The following is a 20,274-nucleotide window of genomic DNA, read 5'->3' as shown; positions in this document are numbered from 1 at the left end:
TGTGCTCCTGGAAGTTCCGTGTTTAAGGGGCTTTACGTACGGCGCGTGCTGAGAGTTTCGTCTCGCGAGGTGCGAAATGACTGTTCCTAAGCGAATGCGACGTTGTAGATGCCTGCGGCGATGGCCCCGCCGATGAGCGGACCGGCCACCGGGATCCAGGCGTAGCCCCAGTCGGAGCCGCCCTTGTTGGGCAGCGGCAGCAGGGCGTGCACGATACGCGGACCGAGGTCACGGGCCGGGTTGATCGCGTACCCCGTCGGGCCGCCGAGGGACAGACCGATGGAGACCACCACGAGCGCGGTGATCAGGGCACCCAGGGTGCCCAGGCCGTTGCCCTTGTCGTTCAGGCCCTGGGTGAGCACGGCGAGCACCAGCACGATGGTGCCGATGATCTCCGTGGCCAGGTTCTGCCAGGCGACCCGGACCTCGGGTCCGGTGGAGAAGACGCCCAGCACGGGGCCGGCGCCCTTCTCCTGCGCCTCGACGGCCTTGGCCGCCACGGTGTCCTGCGCACCCGGACCGCCGACGATCTCGCGGTCGGTGAGGTGCGCCTGGAACTGGCCGTAGTAAGCGATCCAGACCAGGGCCGCGCCGATCATGGCGCCGAGCACCTGTCCGGCCCAGTAGACGGGGACGTTCTTCCAGTCGCCGTCCTTGATGGCGAGCGCGAGCGTCACGGCCGGGTTGAGATGGGCGCCGGACAGCGGCGCCGTGGTGTAGACCGCCGTGAGCACCGCGAAGCCCCACCCGAAGGTGATGGCGAGCCAGCCGGCGTTGCGGGCCTTGGAGGCCTTCAGTGTGACGGCGGCGCAGACGCCGCCGCCGAGGAGGATGAGTATGGCGGTACCGATGGTCTCGCCGATGAAGATGTCGGAGCTGGACACCCGCGACTCCTTTGTCCTTCGTCCAGGGGTGAAGTTCGATACCGGCCTGGCGTTGTCCCACTCTAGCGCGTATTGCCGGTAGCTGTTCGACAATGTCGACCGATGGACGGGAGTCTTGCTTCGGGGTTACGAGCACGTCAAGGGCTCTGTTGTCGAAAATACGATCGTTACTGATCGCCTTGGTCTCCTGGATCCTTGCCGCAGGTGAGCCCGGACATGCCGAGGACCGGAACGCCGTACGACGCCCCGGCCCCGCCGCGTGCCGTCAGAACCGCCCGGCGCCCAGGTCCCGCGACACCGCGCGGGCGCAGTCCCGGACGGCCGCGATCAGCTCCGGCCGCACCGCGCGCTCCTCGTCGGACCGGCACAGCCGCTCCACGGCGCCGGTGATGCCGACCGAGCCGACGGGCATGCGCCGCCGGTCGTGGATGGGTGCGGCGAGGGAGGCGACGCCCTCCCAGGTCTCCTCGACGTCCGCCGCGTAACCACGTGCGCGGGTGAGGTCGAGGAGGTGCTCGAAGTCCTCCGGATCGCACACGGTCCGGTCGGTGAACGCCTTGCGGTCGTTCTCCAGGGCCTCGCTGTGCGCCACCGGGTCGTAGGCGGACAGCACCTTGCCCAGGGCCGTGGAGTGCAGCGGCTGCATGGCCCCGATCTCCAGGACCTGCCGGCTGTCGTCGGGCCGGAAGACGTGGTGCACGATCAGCACGCCCTGCTGGTGCAGGACGCCCAGGTAGACGCTCTCGCCGCTGGAACGGGCCAGGTCGTCGGCCCACACCAGGGCGCGTGCCCGCAGCTCGTGCACATCGAGGTAGGTGGTGCCCAGGCGCAGCAGCTCCGCGCCCAGCTGGTAGCGCCCGGAGGCGTCGTCCTGCTCCACGAAACCCTCCTGCTGGAGCGTGCGCAGGATGCCGTGGGCGGTGCCTTTGGCCAGGCCCAGCGAGGAGGCGATGTCCGACAGGCCGAGCCGTCGCTCGCCGCCCCCGAGCAGCCGCAGCATCGCGGCCGCCCGTTCGAGCGACTGGATGTTCCGTGCCATCGCCGTACTGCCTCCGTCCCCTTCGACCGCCGACAAGCGGCACCACAGCCCTTGTTCGGCAATGTCGAACACTACCGGTCGATGCCGACCTCTCGCTAATGGCCGGACGCCATTTGTTGCGTCACAGACGGTTCATCGGACGCCCGACGGCCGCCCCGCCGCCATCGGCGTCCGCCTCGTGGACGCGCTGCCCATCCAAGCCGACTCCCGGTTACGCTGGCGCGGTGCGCCCTTCCCCGGATGCCCTCCGGATGTCCGGGAAGCCGCAAAGCCGACAGCCGTCGCATCCGAGGGAGCCCTTTACATGGCCTCGTTGCCGCTGACCCCTTCCGCAGACAGCCGGACCCGCGTGTCCGCGCTCCGAGAGGCCCTGGCCACCCGTGTGGTGGTGGCCGACGGAGCCATGGGCACCATGCTCCAGGCACAGGACCCCACGCTCGAGGACTTCGAGAATCTCGAGGGCTGCAACGAGATCCTGAACCTGACCCGGCCGGACATCGTCCGTTCCGTCCACGACGCGTACTTCGCGGTGGGCGTGGACTGCGTCGAGACCAACACCTTCGGCGCCAACCACACGGCCGCGGCGGAGTACGAGATCTCCGACCGCGTGCACGAGCTGTCCGAGGCGGGCGCCCGGATCGCCCGCGAGGTGGCCGACGAGTACGCCGCCCGGGACGGCAGGCCGCGCTGGGTGCTCGGCTCCGTCGGCCCCGGCACCAAGCTGCCCACGCTCGGCCATGTCGCGTACGCCACCATCCGCGACGGCTACCAGGCCAACGCCGAGGGCATGCTCGCCGGCGGCGCCGACGCGCTGCTCGTGGAGACCACGCAGGACCTGCTCCAGACAAAGGCGTCCATCCTGGGCGCCCGCCGGGCCATGGAGGCCACCGGCGTCGACGTGCCCCTGCTGTGCTCGATGGCCTTCGAGACCACCGGCACCATGCTGCTCGGCTCCGAGATCGGCGCGGCGCTGACCGCGCTGGAGCCCCTCGGCATCGACATGATCGGCCTGAACTGCTCCACCGGCCCCGCCGAGATGAGCGAGCACCTGCGCTACCTGACGCGCCACTCGCGCATCCCGCTGCTGTGCATGCCGAACGCCGGCCTGCCGATCCTGACCAAGGACGGCGCCCACTTCCCGCTCGACGCCGAGGGCCTGGCCGACGCCCAGCAGAACTTCGTCCAGGACTACGGCCTGTCCCTCGTCGGCGGCTGCTGCGGCACCACCCCCGAGCACCTGCGCCAGCTGGTCGAGCGCGTCCGGGACGTCACCCCGACCGAGCGCAGCCCGCAGCCCGAGCCGGGCGCGGCCTCCCTCTACCAGAGCGTGCCGTTCCGGCAGGACACCTCCTACCTGGCCATCGGTGAGCGCACCAACGCCAACGGCTCGAAGAAGTTCCGCGAGGCCATGCTGGACGCCCGCTGGGACGACTGCGTGGAGATCGCCCGGGAGCAGATCCGCGAAGGCGCGCACATGCTCGACCTGTGTGTCGACTACGTCGGCCGGGACGGCGCCGCCGACATGGAGGAGCTGGCCGGCCGCTTCGCCACCGCCTCCACTCTGCCGATCGTGCTGGACTCGACCGAGATCGACGTCATCCAGGCCGGCCTGGAGAAGCTCGGCGGCCGCGCGGTGATCAACTCGGTGAACTACGAGGACGGCGACGGCCCCGAGTCCCGCTTCGCCAAGGTCACCCAGCTCGCCAAGGAGCACGGCGCCGCCCTCATCGCGCTGACCATCGACGAGGAGGGCCAGGCCCGCACCGCCGAGAAGAAGGTCGAGATCGCCGAACGCCTCATCGACGACCTGACCGGGAACTGGGGCATCCACGAGGAGGACATCCTCGTCGACTGCTTGACCTTCACCATCTGCACCGGCCAGGAGGAGTCCCGCAAGGACGGCATCGCCACCATCGAGGGCATCCGGGAGCTGAAGCGGCGCCACCCGAAGGTGCAGACCACCCTCGGCCTCTCCAACATCTCCTTCGGCCTCAACCCGGCCGCCCGCATCCTGCTCAACTCCGTCTTCCTCGACGAGTGCGTCAAGGCGGGCCTGGACTCGGCGATCGTGCACGCGTCGAAGATCCTCCCGATCGCCCGCTTCAGCGAGGAAGAGGTCCAGACGGCCCTGGACCTGGTCCACGACCGCCGCGCCGAGGGCTACGACCCGCTCCAGAAGCTCATGCAGCTGTTCGAGGGCGCCACCGCCAAGTCCCTCAAGGCCGGCAAGGCCGAGGAACTGGCCGCCCTGCCGCTGGACGAGCGCCTGAAGCGGCGCATCATCGACGGCGAGAAGAACGGCCTCGAAGCGGACCTCGACGAGGCCCTCCAGGAGCGCCCCGCCCTCGACATCGTCAACGAGATCCTGCTGGACGGCATGAAGGTCGTCGGCGAGCTGTTCGGCTCCGGCCAGATGCAGCTGCCGTTCGTCCTGCAGTCCGCCGAGGTGATGAAGACGGCCGTCGCCCACCTCGAACCGCACATGGAGAAGTCCGACGACGAGGGCAAGGGCACCATCGTCCTGGCCACCGTCCGCGGCGACGTCCACGACATCGGCAAGAACCTCGTCGACATCATCCTGTCCAACAACGGCTACAACGTCGTCAACCTCGGCATCAAGCAGCCGGTCTCCGCGATCCTGGACGCCGCCGAGGAGCACAGGGCCGACGTCATCGGCATGTCCGGGCTCCTGGTCAAGTCCACCGTGATCATGAAGGAGAACCTGGAGGAGCTGAACCAGCGCGGCCTTGCGGCGAACTTCCCGGTCATCCTCGGCGGCGCCGCCCTCACCCGGGCCTACGTCGAGCAGGATCTGCACGAGATCTACGAGGGCGAGGTCCGCTACGCCCGCGACGCCTTCGAGGGACTGCGCCTGATGGACGCGCTGATCGGCGTCAAGCGGGGCGTGCCGGGAGCGAAGCTGCCCGAGCTGAAGCAGCGCCGCGTGCGGGCCACCGCGGCGGCCGTGGCCGAGGAGCGCCCCGAGGAGGGGCACGTCCGCTCCGACGTCGCCACCGACAACCCCGTCCCCGAGCCGCCCTTCCGGGGCACGCGTGTGATCAAGGGCATCCAGCTCAAGGAGTACGCGAGCTGGCTCGACGAGGGCGCCCTGTTCAAGGGCCAGTGGGGCCTGAAGCAGAACCGCGCCGGCGACGGCCCCTCGTACGAGGAACTCGTCGAGAGCGAGGGCCGGCCCCGGCTGCGCGGCCTGCTGGACCGGCTCCAGACGGAGAACCTCCTGGAGGCGGCCGTGGTCTACGGCTACTTCCCGTGCGTCTCCAAGGACGACGACCTGATCCTCCTGGACGAGCGGGGCAACGAGCGCACCCGCTTCACCTTCCCGCGCCAGCGCCGGGGCCGCCGCCTGTGCCTGGCCGACTACTTCCGCCCGGAGGAGTCCGGCGAGACGGACGTCGTGGGCCTCCAGATCGTCACCGTCGGCTCGCGCATCGGCGAGGAGACCGCCCGGATGTTCGAGGCCAACGCCTACCGTGACTACCTCGAACTGCACGGACTGTCCGTACAGCTGGCCGAGGCGCTCGCCGAGTACTGGCACGCGCGCGTGCGTTCCGAACTCGGCTACGCCGGCGAGGACCCGGACGAGATGCAGGGCATGTTCGAACTGAAGTACCGGGGCGCGCGCTTCTCCCTCGGCTACGGCGCCTGCCCCAACCTGGAGGACCGCGCCAAGATCGCCGACCTGCTCCAGCCGGAGCGCATCGGCGTCCACCTGTCCGAGGAGTTCCAGCTGCATCCCGAGCAGTCCACGGACGCCATCGTGATCCACCACCCGGAGGCGAAGTACTTCAACGCCCGCTGAGCCGCCCCGCTGAGCCGCCTCACCGGGCACACGGGCCAAAAGAGGCGCATCGTCCGCGCACGACGTAGACTGGTCGGTCCACCGCAGGCCGGTTCCCCTCGTGGGAGCCGGCCTGAACGTCCCTCAAGGAGGTACGTGGATGACCAGTACGGTCCCCGCGCTCGGAACCCGCACGGCCGAGGGCTCCGCCCTGCAGGCGGTGCTCCTCGACATGGACGGCACCCTGGTGGACACGGAGGGCTTCTGGTGGGACGTCGAGGCCGAGGTCTTCGCCTCCCTCGGCCACACGCTCGACGAGTCCTGGCGCCATGTCGTGGTCGGCGGCCCCATGACCCGCAGCGCGGGGTTCCTGATCGAGGCCACCGGCGCCGACATCACTCTCGACGAGCTCACCGTGCTGCTCAACAACGGCTTCGAGGACCGCATCGACCGCGCCCTGCCGCTGATGCCGGGCGCCGGCCGGCTGCTGGCCGAGCTGTACGAGTACGAGATCCCGACGGCCCTGGTCTCCGCGTCGCACCGGCGCATCATCGACCGCGTGCTGACCTCGCTCGGCGCGCACCACTTCCGTCTGACGGTTGCCGGTGACGAGGTGCCGCGCACCAAGCCCCACCCGGACCCGTACCTGGCGGCGGCCGCCGGCCTCGGCGCGGATCCGGCCCGGTGCGCCGTCATCGAGGACACCGCGACCGGGGTCGCCGCCGCCGAGGCCGCGGGCTGCCAGGTCGTGGCGGTGCCCTCCGTGGCCCCCATCGCCCCGGCCCTCCGCCGTACGGTCGTCACCTCCCTCGAAGAGGTCGACCTGACATTTCTGCACGGGCTGATGACGGAAATGCGCTAGCTGTTCACCCAGCGTGCAGTGCGGTTAAGGCAGTAATTTCGCAGCTGAATTCGACCCTCTCCGGACGATCTTCGGGCGTTCTCCGATCCGTCGAATTACCGCACTCCGGAACCCGTTTGCAGTGTGACGTTCCCCACGCCACCGGGGGTCGACAGCGGCTCCCGCGTGTGCAGCGGGGGGCTTCTGGAGTGCCTTTGTGTCCCGATTGGTGGAACGCTGCACCAAAGCTTCCGCCATCGGGTTTTCGGTGTGTCCACGCCCGGTTCCGCAGCGTGATGAGGGCTCAACTCCGGTCGCTGTGAACCTTCCTGCCGGCCCGGACTAATCTCGTTGCGAGAACATCGCCCCACCCCCGTGATCCGCTGCGCCACCCCTGCATGCCGGGTACACGGAGTCGACAGCTGTGGAGAAACTCGAGCATGAACCGCAAGATTTTGGTGCTGCCGGCCGTGATCGGCCTGCTCGCGCCGGTGCTCGCCGCCTGCGGCGGGTCCGACAGCGGGAGCGACGACGGCGGTGCGATCGTCGTCGGCACCACGGACCGGTTCACCGCCTCGAAGGACGCCCCCGCACCCCTCGACCCTGCGTACGCCTACGACGTCGGCACCTGGAACATCCTGCGCCAGACCGTGCAGACCCTGATGATCCAGCCGCGCGGCGAGGGCGACCCGGTGCCGGAGGCGGCCGAGAGGTGCGGCTTCACCGACACGGGCAACGAGCGCTACGCCTGCACCCTGCGCGAGGGCCTGAAGTTCGCGAACGGCGACCCCGTCACCGCGTCCGACGTGAAGTACTCCATCGACCGCGCCCGCTCGCTCAAGGCCGACAGCGGCGTGTTCGCGCTGCTGTCCACCATCGACACCGTCGAGACGCAGGGCGAACACGACGTCATCTTCCATCTGAAGACCGCCGACGCCACCTTCCCGTACAAGCTGTCGACCCCGGTCGCCGGCATCGTCGACCCCGACGACTACCCGAAGAACAAGCTGCGCGACGGCTTCGACCTCGAAGGCTCCGGCCCGTACACCCTCAAGGCCGACGTCGAGAACGACGAACTGGTCAGGGCCGAGTTCACCCGGAACCCCGACTACAAGGGGAACCTCAAGGTGAACAACGACAAGATCGACATGGTCTCCTTCAAGGACACCGACGCCATGGGTGAAGCGCTCGACAAGGGCGACATCGACCTGATGACCCGCACCATGTCGCCGGACCAGATCCGCAAGCTCTCGGGCGACACGGACACCGGCATCGACCTCGTCGAGATGCCCGGCCTGGAGATCCGCTACCTGGGCTTCAACACCGACGCCCCGACCGTCGAGTCCAAGGCCGTGCGCCAGGCGATGGCCCAGGTCGTCAACCGCAGCGCCCTGGTCTCCAAGGTCTACGGCTCCCAGGCCGAGCCGCTGTACTCGCTGGTCCCGGCCAGCGTCACGGGCCACTCCAACTCGTTCTTCAACAAGTACGGCGACGCGAACGTCACCAAGGCCCGCTCCCTGCTGAACCAGGCGAACGTCACCACCCCGGTGAAGCTGACCCTGCACTACACGACCGACCACTACGGCCCGGCAACGAAGAAGGAGTTCGAGGTCCTGCGCGACCAGCTGAACTCCAGCGGCCTGTTCGACGTAACCATCAAGGGAACGCCGTGGGACACCTTCCGCCCGGCCGAGAAGAAGGGTGAGTACGACGTCTACGGTATGGGCTGGTTCCCCGACTTCCCGGACGCCGACAACTTCCTCGCGCCGTTCCTCGACAGGGACAACACCCTTGGCTCGCCTTATGACAACAGCCAGATCCGCAACACCCTGATCCCGGAGTCCCGCCGTGAGGCGGACCGGTTGTCCGCCTCCACCAGCCTGACGGACATTCAGGACATCGTCGCCTCCGACGTGCCGGTGCTGCCGCTGTGGCAGGGCAAGCAGTACGTCGCCGCGCGCGACGACATCACGGGTACCGCCTACGCGCTCAACTCCGCGTCCACGCTCCAGCTGTGGGAGCTCGGGCGGGGCGTGAGCGGCTGACGTACCCGCAGGAACCCCGGGGCCTGTGACCGCGGCCCCCGGGGAGCCGTGCCCCGGAGCCAGGGACATGCTCCGGGTGTTCTCGAGAACCGACGACAAGGCACACACGTGAACATACGCAACCAGTGGCCGGTCCTGCCGATCGTGGCGGGGCTCGCCTCCGGCCTGCTGACCGGCTGCGGCACGGAGAGCGGGGACTCCGCGGGGGAAGGCTCCAACGTGGTGGTGGGGATGTCCGACGACGTCCTGGCCACCGACCCGGCCTCCGGCTACGACCCCGGCTCCTGGCTGTTGTTCAACAACGTCTTCCAGTCGCTGCTCAGCTTCCCCAAGGGCGCCACGGAACCGCAGCCCGAGGCCGCCGAGAGCTGCTCCTTCACCGACACACAGAGCTCGGTCTACCGGTGCACGCTGAAGGACGGCCTCAAGTTCAGCAACGGTGACGCCCTCACCTCGGAGGACGTCAAGTTCTCCTTCGAGCGGATGCTGAAGATCAACGACCCCGACGGGCCCGCGATCATGTTCCCCACGCTGGACGAGGTCGAGACCCCGGACGAGCAGACGGTCGTCTTCCACCTCAACACGTCCGACGCCACCTTCCCCAGCAAGATCGCCTCCGGCGCCGGCTCCATCGTCGACCACAACGAGTACGACGCGGGCAAGCTGCGCAAGGACGGCGGGGCCGTCGGCTCCGGCCCCTACAAGCTCGACTCGTTCGACGACGGCCAGGCCGTCTTCTCCGTCAACGAGAGCTACAAGGGGAGCGCCAAGGTGAGCAACACCGGCGTGACGCTGAAGTTCTTCGACGGCGACCAGACCGCCCTGAAGCAGGCCATCCAGAACGAGGAAGTCGACATCGCCTACCGCGGTCTCACCGCGGGCGACATCGCCGACATGGAGAAGGCCGACGACGGCACCGGCGCCGAGGTCGTCGAGGGCAGCAGCGCCGAGGTCCAGCACCTGGTGTTCAACATGGACGACCCGGTCGCCGGAAAGATCGGCGTACGCAAGGCCATCGCTCACCTGCTCGACCGCGAAGCCCTCATCAAGGACGTCTACCAGGGCACCGCGACCCCGCTGTACTCGATCATCCCGGCCGGTGTCGCGGGCCACAACACGGCCTTCTTCGACACCTACGGCGCCCGCCCCTCCCGGTCCAAGGCGGCCGACGCGCTGCGCGCCGACGGCATCACCGGCAAGGTGAAGCTGACCCTCTGGTCGACCCCGTCCCGCTACGGACCCGCCACCGACCAGGAGTTGACGGCCATCGCCGGCCAGCTCAACGCCAGCGGCCTGTTCGACGCGGACGTCAAGTCGGTCCCCTTCGCCCAGTACGAGAAGGACATCGCGGCCGGCAAGTACGGCGTCTACGTGAAGGGCTGGGTGCCGGACTACCCGGACGCCGACAACTTCACGGCCCCCTTCTTCGGCAAGGGCAACGTGCTGGGCAACAACTACGACAACGACACCATCACCGGCACGCTCATCCCGAGCACCGCGGCCCTGACCAACCGCGCCGCCACCGACAAGGAGTTCGGGGAGCTGCAGGACATCGTCGCCGACGAACTCCCCGTCCTGCCGGTGTGGCAGGCCAAGCAGTACGCGGTCGCCCGCGAAGGTGTCTACGGACTGGAGTACTGCCTCGACGCGTCGACAGTGTTCCGCTTCTGGGAGCTGAGCAAGGACGCGTGACGCACACACGTGAAGGGCGCCCCTGCCGAGGCAGGGGGCGCCCTTCACGTTGCCGGCGTCACTGCGCGCCGGGGCGCACCAGCCCGCTCTCGTACGCGTACACCGCGGCCTGTACCCGGTCGCGCAGGCCCAGCTTGGTCAGCACATGCCCGACGTGCGTCTTGACGGTGGTCTCGCTGACGAACAGGTCGGCGGCGATCTCGGCGTTGGACAGTCCGCGCGCCACCAGCTTCAGCACCTCGACCTCGCGGTCGGTGAGCGTGTGCAGCGTGTCCGGCACCGGCTCGTCACCGGACGGCAGATGTGTGGCGTACTTGTCGAGCAGCCGGCGCGTGATGCTCGGCGCGAGCATCGCCTCGCCGCCGGCCACGACCCGGATCGCCTGCACCAGCTCGTTGGCCGGGGCGTCCTTCAGCAAGAAGCCGCTGGCACCGGCGCGCAGGGCCTCCACCACGTATTCGTCGAGGTCGAAGGTGGTCAGCACCAGCACCTTCGCCGGGCCGTCCCGCTCGGGGCCCGTGATCTGCCGGGTCGCCTCCACACCGTCCATCCGCGGCATGCGGATGTCCATCAGGACCACGTCGGGCTGCAGGGCCCGCACCTGGTCGAGCGCCTGGAGGCCGTCTCCGGCCTCGCCGACGACCGCGATGTCCTGCTCGGCCTCCAGAATCATCCGGAAGCCCGTGCGGAGCAACGGCTGGTCGTCGACCAGTAGGACACGGATGGCCACGTAAGTCTCCTTAGCTAGTCCGGCCCCATTCTGCCCTGCGCGGGCCCGCCGGACTCCGCCGCCCTCACCGGCAACGGATAGGGCGGGGGAGTACCGCCGAACTCCGGGCAGTGCGCCTGGTGGTCGCACCAGCCGCACAGCTTCGTGGGGCGCGGCCGCCAGTCGCCCGTCTCCGTCGCCAGCCGGATCGCCTCCCACAGCGCCAGCAGCTTGCGCTCGACCCGCTCCAGGTCGGCGACGACCGGGTCGTACGTCAGCACCTGACCGTTGCCCAGATACACCAGCTGGAGCCGCCGCGGCACCACGTTCTTCAGCCGCCAGACCACGAGGGCGTAGAACTTCATCTGGAAGAGGGCGCCCTCGGAGTACTCGGGCCTCGGTGCCTTCCCCGTCTTGTAGTCGACGATCCGGACCTCGCCCGTCGGGGCGACATCGACCCGGTCGATGATCCCGCGCAGCCGCAGCCCGGAGTCCAGCTCGGTCTCGACGAACAGCTCCCGCTCGGCCGGCTCGAGCCGGCTGGGGTCCTCCAGGGAGAACCAGCGCTCGACGAGCTGCTCCGCCTCGCCCAGCCAGCGTGCCAGCCGCTCGCCCTGCGGATCGTCGGCGAACAGCTCCACGACCTCCGGCCGTGACTCGCGCAGCCGGTCCCACTGGCCCGGGATCAGCGACTTCGCCCGGGGCGCCGTGCGCTCGGCCGCCGGGGCGTCGAAGAGCCGCTCGAGGACCGCGTGCACCAGCGTGCCCCTGGTCGCCGCCTCGCTCGGCTTCTCCGGCAGCCGGTCGATGACCCGGAAGCGGTAGAGCAGTGGGCACTGCATGAAGTCGCTCGCACGCGAGGGGGACAGTGCCGAGGGCGGTATGGCGGTCGGCGCGGTCACGGGCGCCGTCTCCACCGCCGTCTCGATGACCGTCTCCACGGACCCGGCCGGGACCGGTGGATCCACCGCCGCGGCAGGGCTGCTGTCGGGCTGCGCGGCGCCCTCGGTGCTCGTCTCCATGCCCCAGACCATACGGGCCGCCACTGACAGTGACCCATCCGCGGGCCGGGCCGCGGACGGTGCGAGGAGCGGGGAAGGGACGGGACGGACGGGAAACACAGGGGTGCCGGGGCGGAAGGCACCTCGACGGACGCATACCATCGACTCGGGACCCTCCCGGCCGGCAGGCGCGGGAGACGCTTCGAACGAGGGGACACCGGTGGACGAGAGCGGCGGGCGAGGGCAGCCGCGGTCCGGCAACGACGAGTCGGCCGAGCGCCACACAGGGGCTCCGCCCCGGGCCACCGACCCGACCGCCGCCGACGAACAGCCCACGGACGGACGGCGTTTCCCCCCGAGCAGCACGAGGACACCCCGGCGGCAGGCCCCGCGACCACACCGCCGCCCGGACCGGACGCCGAGGGCGACTCCGTCGAGGGCCAGGACTCCGGCGCGGCGGAAGGCGACCGTCCCTCGTTGCGGAAGCCCGGCCCGACAGGTGACTCCGCGACCGGCCGGAACGCCGGTGCGACCCCCTCCCCGGACCCCGGCACCCCGGACCCCCGGCAACAGCCCTCCACCCCTGACTCGAACAGCCGTACCGAGCCCGCCGCGCCCGGCACCGGCGAGCGCCCCCTCGCCCACTCCGCCGACGGCAAGGGGCCCGCCCCCCAGCGGCCGCCGGAGCCGCGGGGCGGCCTGCTCATGGGACGGCCCTTCGGGGTGCCCGTGTACGTCGCGCCCAGCTGGTTCCTCGTCGCCGCGCTGATCACCTGGGTGTTCGGCGGGCAGCTGGAGCGCGTCCTGCCCGAGCTCGGCGCCGCCCGCTACCTGGTCTCCCTGTTCTTCGCGGTCGCCTTCTACGCCTCCGTGCTCGTCCACGAACTGGCCCACACCGTCGCAGCCCTCCGCTTCAAGCTCCCGGTCCGCCGCATCCAGCTCCAGTTCTTCGGCGGCGTCTCCGAGATCGAGAAGGAGGCCGAGACCCCCGGCCGCGAGTTCGTGCTCGCCTTCGTCGGGCCCCTGCTCTCCCTCCTGCTCGCGGGCGTCTTCTACCTCGCCATGCAGACCGTGGACCCCGGCACCGTCCCGGGCGTCCTGCTGGCCGGCCTGATGATCTCCAACCTCATCGTCGCCGCGTTCAACCTCCTGCCCGGCCTGCCCCTCGACGGCGGCCGCATGCTCCGCGCCGTGATCTGGAAGATCACCGGCAAGCCGATGACCGGCACCGTCGCCGCCGCCTGGGTCGGCCGCGCCCTCGCCGTCTCCGTCCTCATCGGCCTGCCGCTGCTGACCCAGTCCGGCGCCCTCGGCTCCGACGCCGTCGACAACGTCGGCATGGACACCGTCCTGGACGCCCTGCTCGCCGCCATCCTCGCCGCGATCATCTGGACCGGCGCCGGCAACAGCCTGCGCATGGCCCGGCTGCGCGAGCACCTCCCCGAGCTGCGCGCCCGGGCGCTCACCCGCCGCGCGGTCCCCGTCGAGACCCACACCCCGCTCTCGGAGGCCCTGCGCCGCGCCAACAGCGCCGGAGCCCGCGCCCTGGTCGTCGTCGACGCCGACGGCAAACCCCTCTCCCTGGTCCGCGAGGCCGCGATCGTCGGCGTACCCGAACACCGCCGCCCCTGGGTCGCGGTCAGCGGCCTCGCCCAGGACCTCACCGACGGCATGCGCGTCTCGGCGGATCTGTCGGGCGAGGAACTCCTCGACGCCCTCAGGGCGACGCCCGCCACCGAGTACCTCGTCGTCGAGGAGACCGGCGAGATCTACGGCGTCCTGTCGGCGGCCGACGTGGAGCGGGCCTTCGTGAAGGCCATGGCAAGGCCCAGCTGAAGTGGTCGGCGCCCCCTCCGGGGACCGGTAGGCTGTTCACATGTCCGAACCGACCGGTGCCGCCCGCAGGCGCGGGCCCTTCAAGGTCGGGGACCAGGTTCAGCTGACCGACCCCAAGGGCCGCCACTACACGTTCACGCTCGAGGCCGGGAAGAACTTCCACACCCACAAGGGTTCCTTCCCCCACGACGAACTGATCGGCGCTCCCGAGGGCAGCGTTGTCCGCACCACCGGTAACGTCGCCTATCTCGCGCTGCGCCCCCTGCTCCCCGACTACGTCCTGTCCATGCCCCGCGGGGCAGCCGTCGTCTACCCGAAGGACGCGGGGCAGATCCTCGCCTTCGCCGACATCTTCCCCGGCGCTCGCGTCGTCGAGGCCGGCGTGGGCTCCGGCTCTCTCAGCAGCTTCCTGCTGCGCGCCATCGGCGACCAGGGCATGCTGCACAGCTACGAGCGCCGCGCGGACTTCGCCGAGATCGCCCAGGCGAACGTCGAGCGCTACTTCGGAGGCCCGCACCCCGCCTGGGAGCTCACCGTCGGTGACCTCCAGGACAACCTGTCCGACGCCGACGTGGACCGCGTCATCCTCGACATGCTCGCCCCCTGGGAGTGTCTTGAGGCCGTCTCCAAGGCCCTCGTCCCCGGCGGCATCCTGTGCTGCTACGTGGCGACCACCACCCAGCTCGCCCGGACCGTCGAGTCCATCCGCGAGATCGGCTGCTTCAACGAGCCGAGCGCCTGGGAGTCGATGATCCGCAACTGGCACATCGAGGGCCTGGCCGTGCGCCCGGACCACCGGATGATCGGCCACACCGGCTTCCTGCTCACCGCCCGCCGCCTCGCCGACGGCGTCGAGCCGCCCATGCGCCGCCGCCGCCCCGCCAAGGGCGCCTACGGCGAGGACTACGCCGGACCCAACGCCGACGGCGGCGCCGGCCGCTGAGGGCGGCCCCACTGCCGCACCCAACGCGCAGGCGCCGTGGCGGAGTTCCCGGATCCACTCAGGGAACTCCGCCACGGCGCCTTTCTGTTGTCCCTGACGGCCGCCGCGGGTGAACCACGGCGCTTATCGGTTGACCTGACAGAACACAACCGCGGCCCGCCCCGCCGACGCGATGCGCGGCGACAGCGGCCCGTGCGCGAGCGGGCCCGCTGACACAGCGGCAGGAACCGTAACCCTTCTGACTTCCCCGGCACAGGACGTGCACACCCTGCCGTTCCCACGTGGTGTGACGTGTGGCACCATCTTGGCCATCCCCCTTGGCCATCCCACCGGCACAGCCCTCAGGAGACCCTCCTAGTGCAGCCTTCCGCCGTCCCGGAGCTCGCCCACACCCACACCCGCCCCATCCACTGGCTCGCCACCGCCACGGCCGTCGCCGGCGTCATGGCCCTCTCCTCGTTCCTGCAGCCGGGTGCGGCGACGGCGGCCCAGGCGGCCGCCCCCGAGACGAGGAGCGCCCCGGCGGCCCTCGCCCCGCCCGACCCGGCCGCGGTGACCTTCCCGATCGAGTGCGGCCCGGTGAAGGCCGTGGTGAAGAAGCGGGCTTCCGGAGACCTCGACGGCGACGGCTCCCCCGAGACGGTGGCCGTGGTCCACTGCGACTCCCCGATGGGCACCCCGCCGGACGGGGTCTACGTCCTCACCGGGGACGGCGCCGGCGGCAAGCCGCGCGTGGTGGCGACCCTGCTCGACCCCAAGGACGGCAACACCGTCAGTGACTTCGCCGTACGCCGGGGCGCCGTCACGGCCACGCTCTTCGGCTACTCGTCGGCCGACGTGCCGCGTTGCTGCCCCGACGTGAAGAGCGACGTGAAATGGCGTTGGCAGAACGGCGCGTTCGTCCGCTCGACACCGTCCGGCGCCCGCAGCGTGTGAGGCGTGTGCGCCGGTGCGTGTGAGATATCAGACAGGAGTGACGGAGTGTATGGAAGGAGTCACTCCGCGTCCGGTCCGTAGACCTCGGCCCTGTCCGAAACTCGACGTACGTGGATGCACTCGCCCGGACACTCCTTCGCGGAGTCGACCACGTCCGTGAGAAGCGGCAGCGGTACGGGCGTTGTGGCGCCCTTGTCCTGGAGCAGCTCGTCGTCGCGCTCTTCACATAGGCCAGACCGTCGATGTCCAGCTCGAACACCTCGGGCGCGTACTGGGCGCAGATGCCGTCGCCGGTACACAGGTCCTGGTCGATCCAGACCTCCAGAGCCTCGCCGTCGACCCCGGCCTCCTGCTGCACGCTCATGTCTCCTGCCGTTTCATGCGTCGAGCCGTATCGGGAATCCGGCCAGCTCTGACGGGTGTTGAACGCTTCGACCCTACCTCCGGCTGGGTTCCATTCATGTTCGGTGGGTATTCCCCTGGCGTGAGGGAGAGCGCAAGGGTGAAGATCGGACACACCCCGACCGTCTTTGTGATCTAGGGGTTTCAATCGACACCCGCCCAGGTAGGGTCTGGAAGCGTCCAGCTCCCCTTGGAGGAGGTGAGGACCGTGGCAGCCCACGACGACGACATGAACCGCGGCATCCGCCCGGGACGCGGGTCCGACGACCCGGCCGGGCAGATCGCCTACCTTGAGCAGGAGATCGCCGTCCTGCGGCGCAAGCTCGCCGACTCTCCGCGGCACACGAGGATTCTCGAAGAGCGGATCGTCGAGCTGCAGACCAATCTGGCCGGCGTGTCCGCGCAGAACGAGCGGCTCGCCAACACGCTCCGTGAGGCCCGTGACCAGATTGTGGCCCTCAAAGAGGAGGTCGACCGGCTCGCGCAGCCGCCGGCCGGCTTCGGGGTCTTCCTGCAGGCGAACGAGGACGGCACCGCCGACATCTTCACCGGCGGCCGCAAGCTCAGGGTAAATGTCAGCCCCAGCGTCGAGCTCGACGAGCTCCGGCGCGGCCAGGAATTGATGCTCAACGAAGCGCTCAACGTGGTCGAGGCCATGGAGTACGAGAGCGTCGGAGACATCGTCACCCTCAAGGAGATCCTCGAGGACGGCGAGCGGGCCCTGGTGCTCGGGCACACCGACGAGGAGCGGGTGGTGCGGCTCGCGGAGCCGCTGCTGGACGTCACCATCCGTCCCGGCGACGCCCTCCTGCTCGAACCCCGCTCCGGCTACGTCTACGAGGTCGTGCCGAAGAGCGAGGTCGAGGAGCTCGTCCTCGAAGAGGTCCCCGACATCGGCTACGAGCAGATCGGCGGTCTCGGCGGCCAGATCGAGGCCATCCGCGACGCGGTCGAGCTCCCGTATCTCTACCCGGACCTCTTCAAGGAGCACGAACTGCGGCCGCCGAAGGGCGTCCTGCTGTACGGGCCCCCTGGCTGCGGAAAGACCCTGATCGCCAAGGCCGTGGCCAACTCGCTGGCCAAGAAGGTCGCCGAGGTGACCGGCCAGGCCGCAGGCAAGAGCTTCTTCCTCAACATCAAGGGCCCGGAGCTGCTGAACAAGTACGTCGGTGAGACGGAGCGGCAGATCCGCCTCGTCTTCCAGCGGGCCCGTGAGAAGGCCAGCGAGGGCACCCCCGTCATCGTCTTCTTCGACGAGATGGAGTCGCTCTTCCGCACCCGTGGCTCCGGTGTCAGCTCGGACGTGGAGAACACCATCGTCCCGCAGCTGCTCGCCGAGATCGACGGTGTGGAGGGTCTGCAGAACGTGGTCGTGATCGGCGCCTCCAACCGTGAGGACATGATCGACCCCGCCATCCTGCGGCCCGGCCGGCTCGACGTGAAGATCAAGATCGAGCGTCCGGACGCCGAGGCGGCCAAGGACATCTTCGGCAAGTACCTCACCGAGCGCCTCCCGCTGCACGGTGACGACGTCGCCGAGCACAGCGGCTCCAAGGCCTCCACGGTCCAGAGCATGATCCAGACGGCCGTCGAACAGATGTACGCAGAGTCCGAGGAGAACCGCTTCCTGGAGGTCACCTACGCCAATGGTGACAAGGAAGTCCTCTACTTCAAGGACTTCAATTCCGGCGCCATGATCGAGAACATCGTCGGCCGTGCCAAGAAGTCGGCGATCAAGGACTTCCTCGAGAAGAACCAGAAGGGTCTCCGCGTCTCCCACCTCCTCCAGGCCTGCGTGGACGAGTTCAAGGAGAACGAGGACCTGCCCAACACCACCAACCCGGACGACTGGGCCCGGATCTCCGGAAAGAAGGGCGAGCGGATCGTGTACATCCGTACGCTCATCACCGGAAAGCAGGGCGCGGACACCGGACGCTCCATCGACACGGTGGCGAACACCGGTCAGTACCTGTAAAAGGCAGGGCGGCTGCGGGTGCCCTCGGCGGGTACCCGCAGCCGACTGTTTTTCAGGCCACGGCTGGAGCAACGCAATGACGCAAATGATCTCCCCACCAGCGCAAAGGCGTTCTAGGCTCTTCCGTACCGCCAAGTCGCGCAGTGCGGGGACGGGCACCGCACACGCAACCGAGCGCCAGCGGTATCTGAGTGGCGCCCACGACCGAGGGTGCCGCCGGGCAAGGAGGGCCGCATGACCGTACGGCGAGTAATGGGCATCGAGACGGAGTACGGGATCTCCGTCCCCGGCCACCCCAACGCCAATGCCATGCTCACCTCGTCCCAGATCGTGAACGCCTACGCGGCTGCGATGCACCGGGCCCGCCGGGCTCGCTGGGACTTCGAGGAGGAGAACCCGCTGCGGGACGCGCGAGGCTTCGACCTCGCCCGCGAGGCCGCCGACTCCAGCCAGCTCACCGACGAGGACATCGGCCTGGCCAACGTGATCCTCACCAACGGTGCACGGCTCTACGTCGACCACGCGCACCCCGAGTACAGCGCCCCCGAGGTGACCAACCCCCGGGACGCCGTCCTCTGGGACAAGGCCGGCGAACGGATCATGGCCGAGGCCGCGGAGCGGGCCGCACAGCTGCCCGGTGCCCAGCCGATCCACCTGTACAAGAACAACACCGACAACAAGGGCGCGTCCTACGGCACGCACGAGAACTACCTGATGAAGCGGGAGACCCCCTTCTCGGACATCGTGCGCCATCTGACGCCGTTCTTCGTCTCCCGGCAGGTCTTCACCGGGGCGGGCCGCGTCGGCATCGGCCAGGACGGGCACGAGCACGGCTTCCAGCTCAGTCAGCGGGCCGACTACTTCGAGGTGGAGGTCGGCCTCGAGACGACGCTCAAGCGCCCGATCATCAACACCCGCGACGAGCCGCACGCGGACGCCGAGAAGTACCGCCGCCTGCATGTGATCATCGGCGACGCGAACCTGTCGGAGATCTCGACGTATCTGAAGCTGGGTACGACGGCTCTCGTCCTGTCGATGATCGAGGACGGCTTCATCGCGGTCGACCTGGCCGTCGACCAGCCGGTTCGCACGCTGCACCAGGTCTCGCACGACCCGTCGCTCAAGCGCCTGGTCACCCTCCGCAGCGGCCGGACGCTCACCGCGGTCCAGCTGCAGATGGAGTACTACGAGCTCGCCCGCAAGTACGTGGAGGAGCGGTTCGGGGCCGACGCCGACGACCAGACCAAGGACGTCCTGTCGCGGTGGGAGGACACTCTCACCCGTCTGGAGCACGACCCGATGAGCCTGGCCGGCGAGCTGGACTGGGTCGCCAAGCGGGAGCTCATGGAGGGCTACCGGCGCCGGGACAGCCTCGACTGGGACGCGGCGCGGCTGCACCTGGTCGACCTCCAGTACGCCGACGTGCGGCCCGAGAAGGGCCTGTACAACCGTCTGGTGGCCCGCGGGCGCATGAAGCGGCTGCTGACCGAGGCGGACATCGAGCGGGCCCGTACGGCCCCGCCTGAGGACACTCGCGCGTACTTCCGTGGTCGCTGCCTGGAGCAGTACGCGGACGATGTCGCGGCGGCCTCCTGGGACTCGGTGATCTTCGATCTGCCGGGCCGCGACTCCCTGCAGCGCGTCCCAACCCTGGAACCGCTTCGCGGAACGCGTAATCACGTCAAGGAGCTCCTGGACCGCTGCCGCACGGCGGAAGACCTGGTCAGGGTCCTGTCCGGCGGATGATCGCGTTCCGTGGGTACTCGGGAGGAGGCGGCCGGACAGGGTGGAAAATCCCGGGTCCGGGAATCATCGAGGTGGTCCCCGTACGTTGGAGCAACTGCGGGGCCATTGTCAGACCCGGCGAGTAGGGTCTGATCTTGACCGAGCAACTGTGTCGGGCGAACCGAGCGGGGTGAGGGATATGGCGACCAAGGACACCGGCGGCGGACAGCAGAAGGCCACCCGGTCCACCGAGGAGGTCGAGGAGCAGGCGGCGGAGACGCAGGCTTCGGAGGACCTCAAGGAGCGTCAGGAGAAGCTGAGCGACGACGTGGACTCGGTTCTGGACGAGATCGACGACGTCCTCGAGGAGAACGCCGAGGACTTCGTGCGCTCCTTCGTTCAAAAGGGTGGCCAGTAAGGCGCCTTTGCCTTCATTCCGAAGGTGAA

General features: G+C 69.4%; 14 protein-coding genes and 1 pseudogene. 10 read left to right on the top strand and 5 right to left on the bottom strand.

Annotation, left to right across the window (positions count from 1 at the left end):
* Positions 1-86 precede the first annotated feature (86 nt).
* Positions 87-884: an MIP/aquaporin family protein gene (locus tag ACQEV8_RS08940; RefSeq protein ID WP_432958804.1), complete on the bottom strand. Its 798-nt coding sequence runs from the start codon at positions 882-884 to the stop codon at positions 87-89.
* Between the two features lie 265 nt (positions 885-1,149).
* Positions 1,150-1,923, bottom strand: a complete 774-nt coding sequence (locus ACQEV8_RS08935; protein WP_432958802.1) for an IclR family transcriptional regulator — start codon at positions 1,921-1,923, stop codon at positions 1,150-1,152.
* Between the two features lie 304 nt (positions 1,924-2,227).
* On the opposite strand from ACQEV8_RS08935, the gene metH reads away from it, so the two are divergent.
* From metH to ACQEV8_RS08915, 4 genes are all read left to right on the top strand, one after another.
* Positions 2,228-5,743 (top strand): methionine synthase, encoded by a 3,516-nt coding sequence (metH, locus tag ACQEV8_RS08930; protein ID WP_432958800.1) that lies wholly within the window; start codon positions 2,228-2,230, stop codon positions 5,741-5,743.
* A gap of 139 nt (positions 5,744-5,882) precedes the next feature.
* Positions 5,883-6,584, top strand: a complete 702-nt coding sequence (locus tag ACQEV8_RS08925; RefSeq protein ID WP_432958798.1) for an HAD family hydrolase — start codon at positions 5,883-5,885, stop codon at positions 6,582-6,584.
* A gap of 419 nt (positions 6,585-7,003) precedes the next feature.
* Positions 7,004-8,608 (top strand): ABC transporter substrate-binding protein, encoded by a 1,605-nt coding sequence (locus ACQEV8_RS08920; RefSeq protein WP_432958796.1) that lies wholly within the window; start codon positions 7,004-7,006, stop codon positions 8,606-8,608.
* 108 nt (positions 8,609-8,716) lie between these two features.
* Complete coding sequence (locus tag ACQEV8_RS08915) at positions 8,717-10,300, top strand: ABC transporter substrate-binding protein (protein WP_432958795.1); 1,584 nt, start codon at positions 8,717-8,719, stop codon at positions 10,298-10,300.
* A gap of 58 nt (positions 10,301-10,358) precedes the next feature.
* On the opposite strand, the gene ACQEV8_RS08910 is transcribed toward ACQEV8_RS08915, so the two are convergent.
* Positions 10,359-11,030, bottom strand: coding sequence for a response regulator (locus tag ACQEV8_RS08910; protein WP_053673884.1), 672 nt, complete (start codon positions 11,028-11,030; stop codon positions 10,359-10,361).
* Positions 11,031-11,044: 14 nt separating this feature from the next.
* Entirely contained in the window at positions 11,045-12,031 is a 987-nt protein-coding gene (locus tag ACQEV8_RS08905) for a RecB family exonuclease (RefSeq protein ID WP_432958793.1), read from the bottom strand.
* A 456-nt stretch (positions 12,032-12,487) separates the two neighbouring features.
* Between ACQEV8_RS08905 and ACQEV8_RS08900 the strand changes: the two genes are divergently transcribed.
* The 3 genes from ACQEV8_RS08900 (at position 12,488) to ACQEV8_RS08890 (ending at position 15,725) form a co-directional block, all read left to right on the top strand.
* Entirely contained in the window at positions 12,488-13,846 is a 1,359-nt protein-coding gene (locus ACQEV8_RS08900) for a site-2 protease family protein (RefSeq protein ID WP_432958791.1), read from the top strand.
* Positions 13,847-13,886: 40 nt separating this feature from the next.
* The gene (locus ACQEV8_RS08895) at positions 13,887-14,789 is read left to right on the top strand and encodes a tRNA (adenine-N1)-methyltransferase (RefSeq protein WP_432958790.1); all 903 of its coding nucleotides are present in this window, start codon (positions 13,887-13,889) and stop codon (positions 14,787-14,789) included.
* A 357-nt stretch (positions 14,790-15,146) separates the two neighbouring features.
* A complete protein-coding gene (locus tag ACQEV8_RS08890) occupies positions 15,147-15,725 on the top strand; it encodes a hypothetical protein (protein WP_432958788.1) in 579 nt (192 codons plus the stop codon).
* A 59-nt stretch (positions 15,726-15,784) separates the two neighbouring features.
* On the opposite strand, the pseudogene ACQEV8_RS08885 reads toward ACQEV8_RS08890, so the two are convergent.
* Positions 15,785-16,089, bottom strand: a pseudogene (locus tag ACQEV8_RS08885) (ferredoxin).
* A gap of 246 nt (positions 16,090-16,335) precedes the next feature.
* Between ACQEV8_RS08885 and arc the strand changes: the two are divergent.
* The 3 genes from arc to ACQEV8_RS08870 all read left to right on the top strand — a co-directional run bounded on the left by arc (position 16,336) and on the right by ACQEV8_RS08870 (position 20,245).
* Positions 16,336-18,102 (top strand): proteasome ATPase, encoded by a 1,767-nt coding sequence (gene arc, locus ACQEV8_RS08880; RefSeq protein ID WP_215122496.1) that lies wholly within the window; start codon positions 16,336-16,338, stop codon positions 18,100-18,102.
* Positions 18,103-18,336: 234 nt separating this feature from the next.
* Positions 18,337-19,848 carry a depupylase/deamidase Dop gene (dop, locus tag ACQEV8_RS08875; RefSeq protein WP_344985039.1) on the top strand — a complete coding sequence of 504 codons (1,512 nt, stop codon included), beginning with the start codon at positions 18,337-18,339 and terminating at the stop codon, positions 19,846-19,848.
* Positions 19,849-20,026: 178 nt separating this feature from the next.
* Entirely contained in the window at positions 20,027-20,245 is a 219-nt protein-coding gene (locus tag ACQEV8_RS08870) for a ubiquitin-like protein Pup (RefSeq protein ID WP_019757212.1), read from the top strand.
* The last annotated feature ends 29 nt before the right edge of the window (positions 20,246-20,274 follow it).

Source organism: Streptomyces sp. CA-179760 (assembly GCF_050937045.1).
Taxonomy (GTDB): Bacteria; Actinomycetota; Actinomycetes; order Streptomycetales; family Streptomycetaceae; genus Streptomyces.
Note: the sequence above shows the minus strand (reverse complement) of the source record. Positions and strands in the feature narration are given on the sequence as shown.

Bases quoted from the DNA above. Each gene is read 5' to 3' on its own strand.
- ACQEV8_RS08935 (WP_432958802.1), bottom strand. From the start codon at position 1,923: ATGGCACGGAACATCCAGTCGCTCGAACGGGCGGCCGCGATGCTGCGG.
- metH (WP_432958800.1), top strand. From the start codon at position 2,228: ATGGCCTCGTTGCCGCTGACCCCTTCCGCAGACAGCCGGACCCGCGTG.
- ACQEV8_RS08925 (WP_432958798.1), top strand. From the start codon at position 5,883: ATGACCAGTACGGTCCCCGCGCTCGGAACCCGCACGGCCGAGGGCTCC.
- ACQEV8_RS08920 (WP_432958796.1), top strand. From the start codon at position 7,004: ATGAACCGCAAGATTTTGGTGCTGCCGGCCGTGATCGGCCTGCTCGCG.
- ACQEV8_RS08905 (WP_432958793.1), bottom strand. From the start codon at position 12,031: ATGGAGACGAGCACCGAGGGCGCCGCGCAGCCCGACAGCAGCCCTGCC.
- ACQEV8_RS08895 (WP_432958790.1), top strand. From the start codon at position 13,887: ATGTCCGAACCGACCGGTGCCGCCCGCAGGCGCGGGCCCTTCAAGGTC.
- dop (WP_344985039.1), top strand. From the start codon at position 18,337: ATGACCGTACGGCGAGTAATGGGCATCGAGACGGAGTACGGGATCTCC.
- ACQEV8_RS08870 (WP_019757212.1), top strand. From the start codon at position 20,027: ATGGCGACCAAGGACACCGGCGGCGGACAGCAGAAGGCCACCCGGTCC.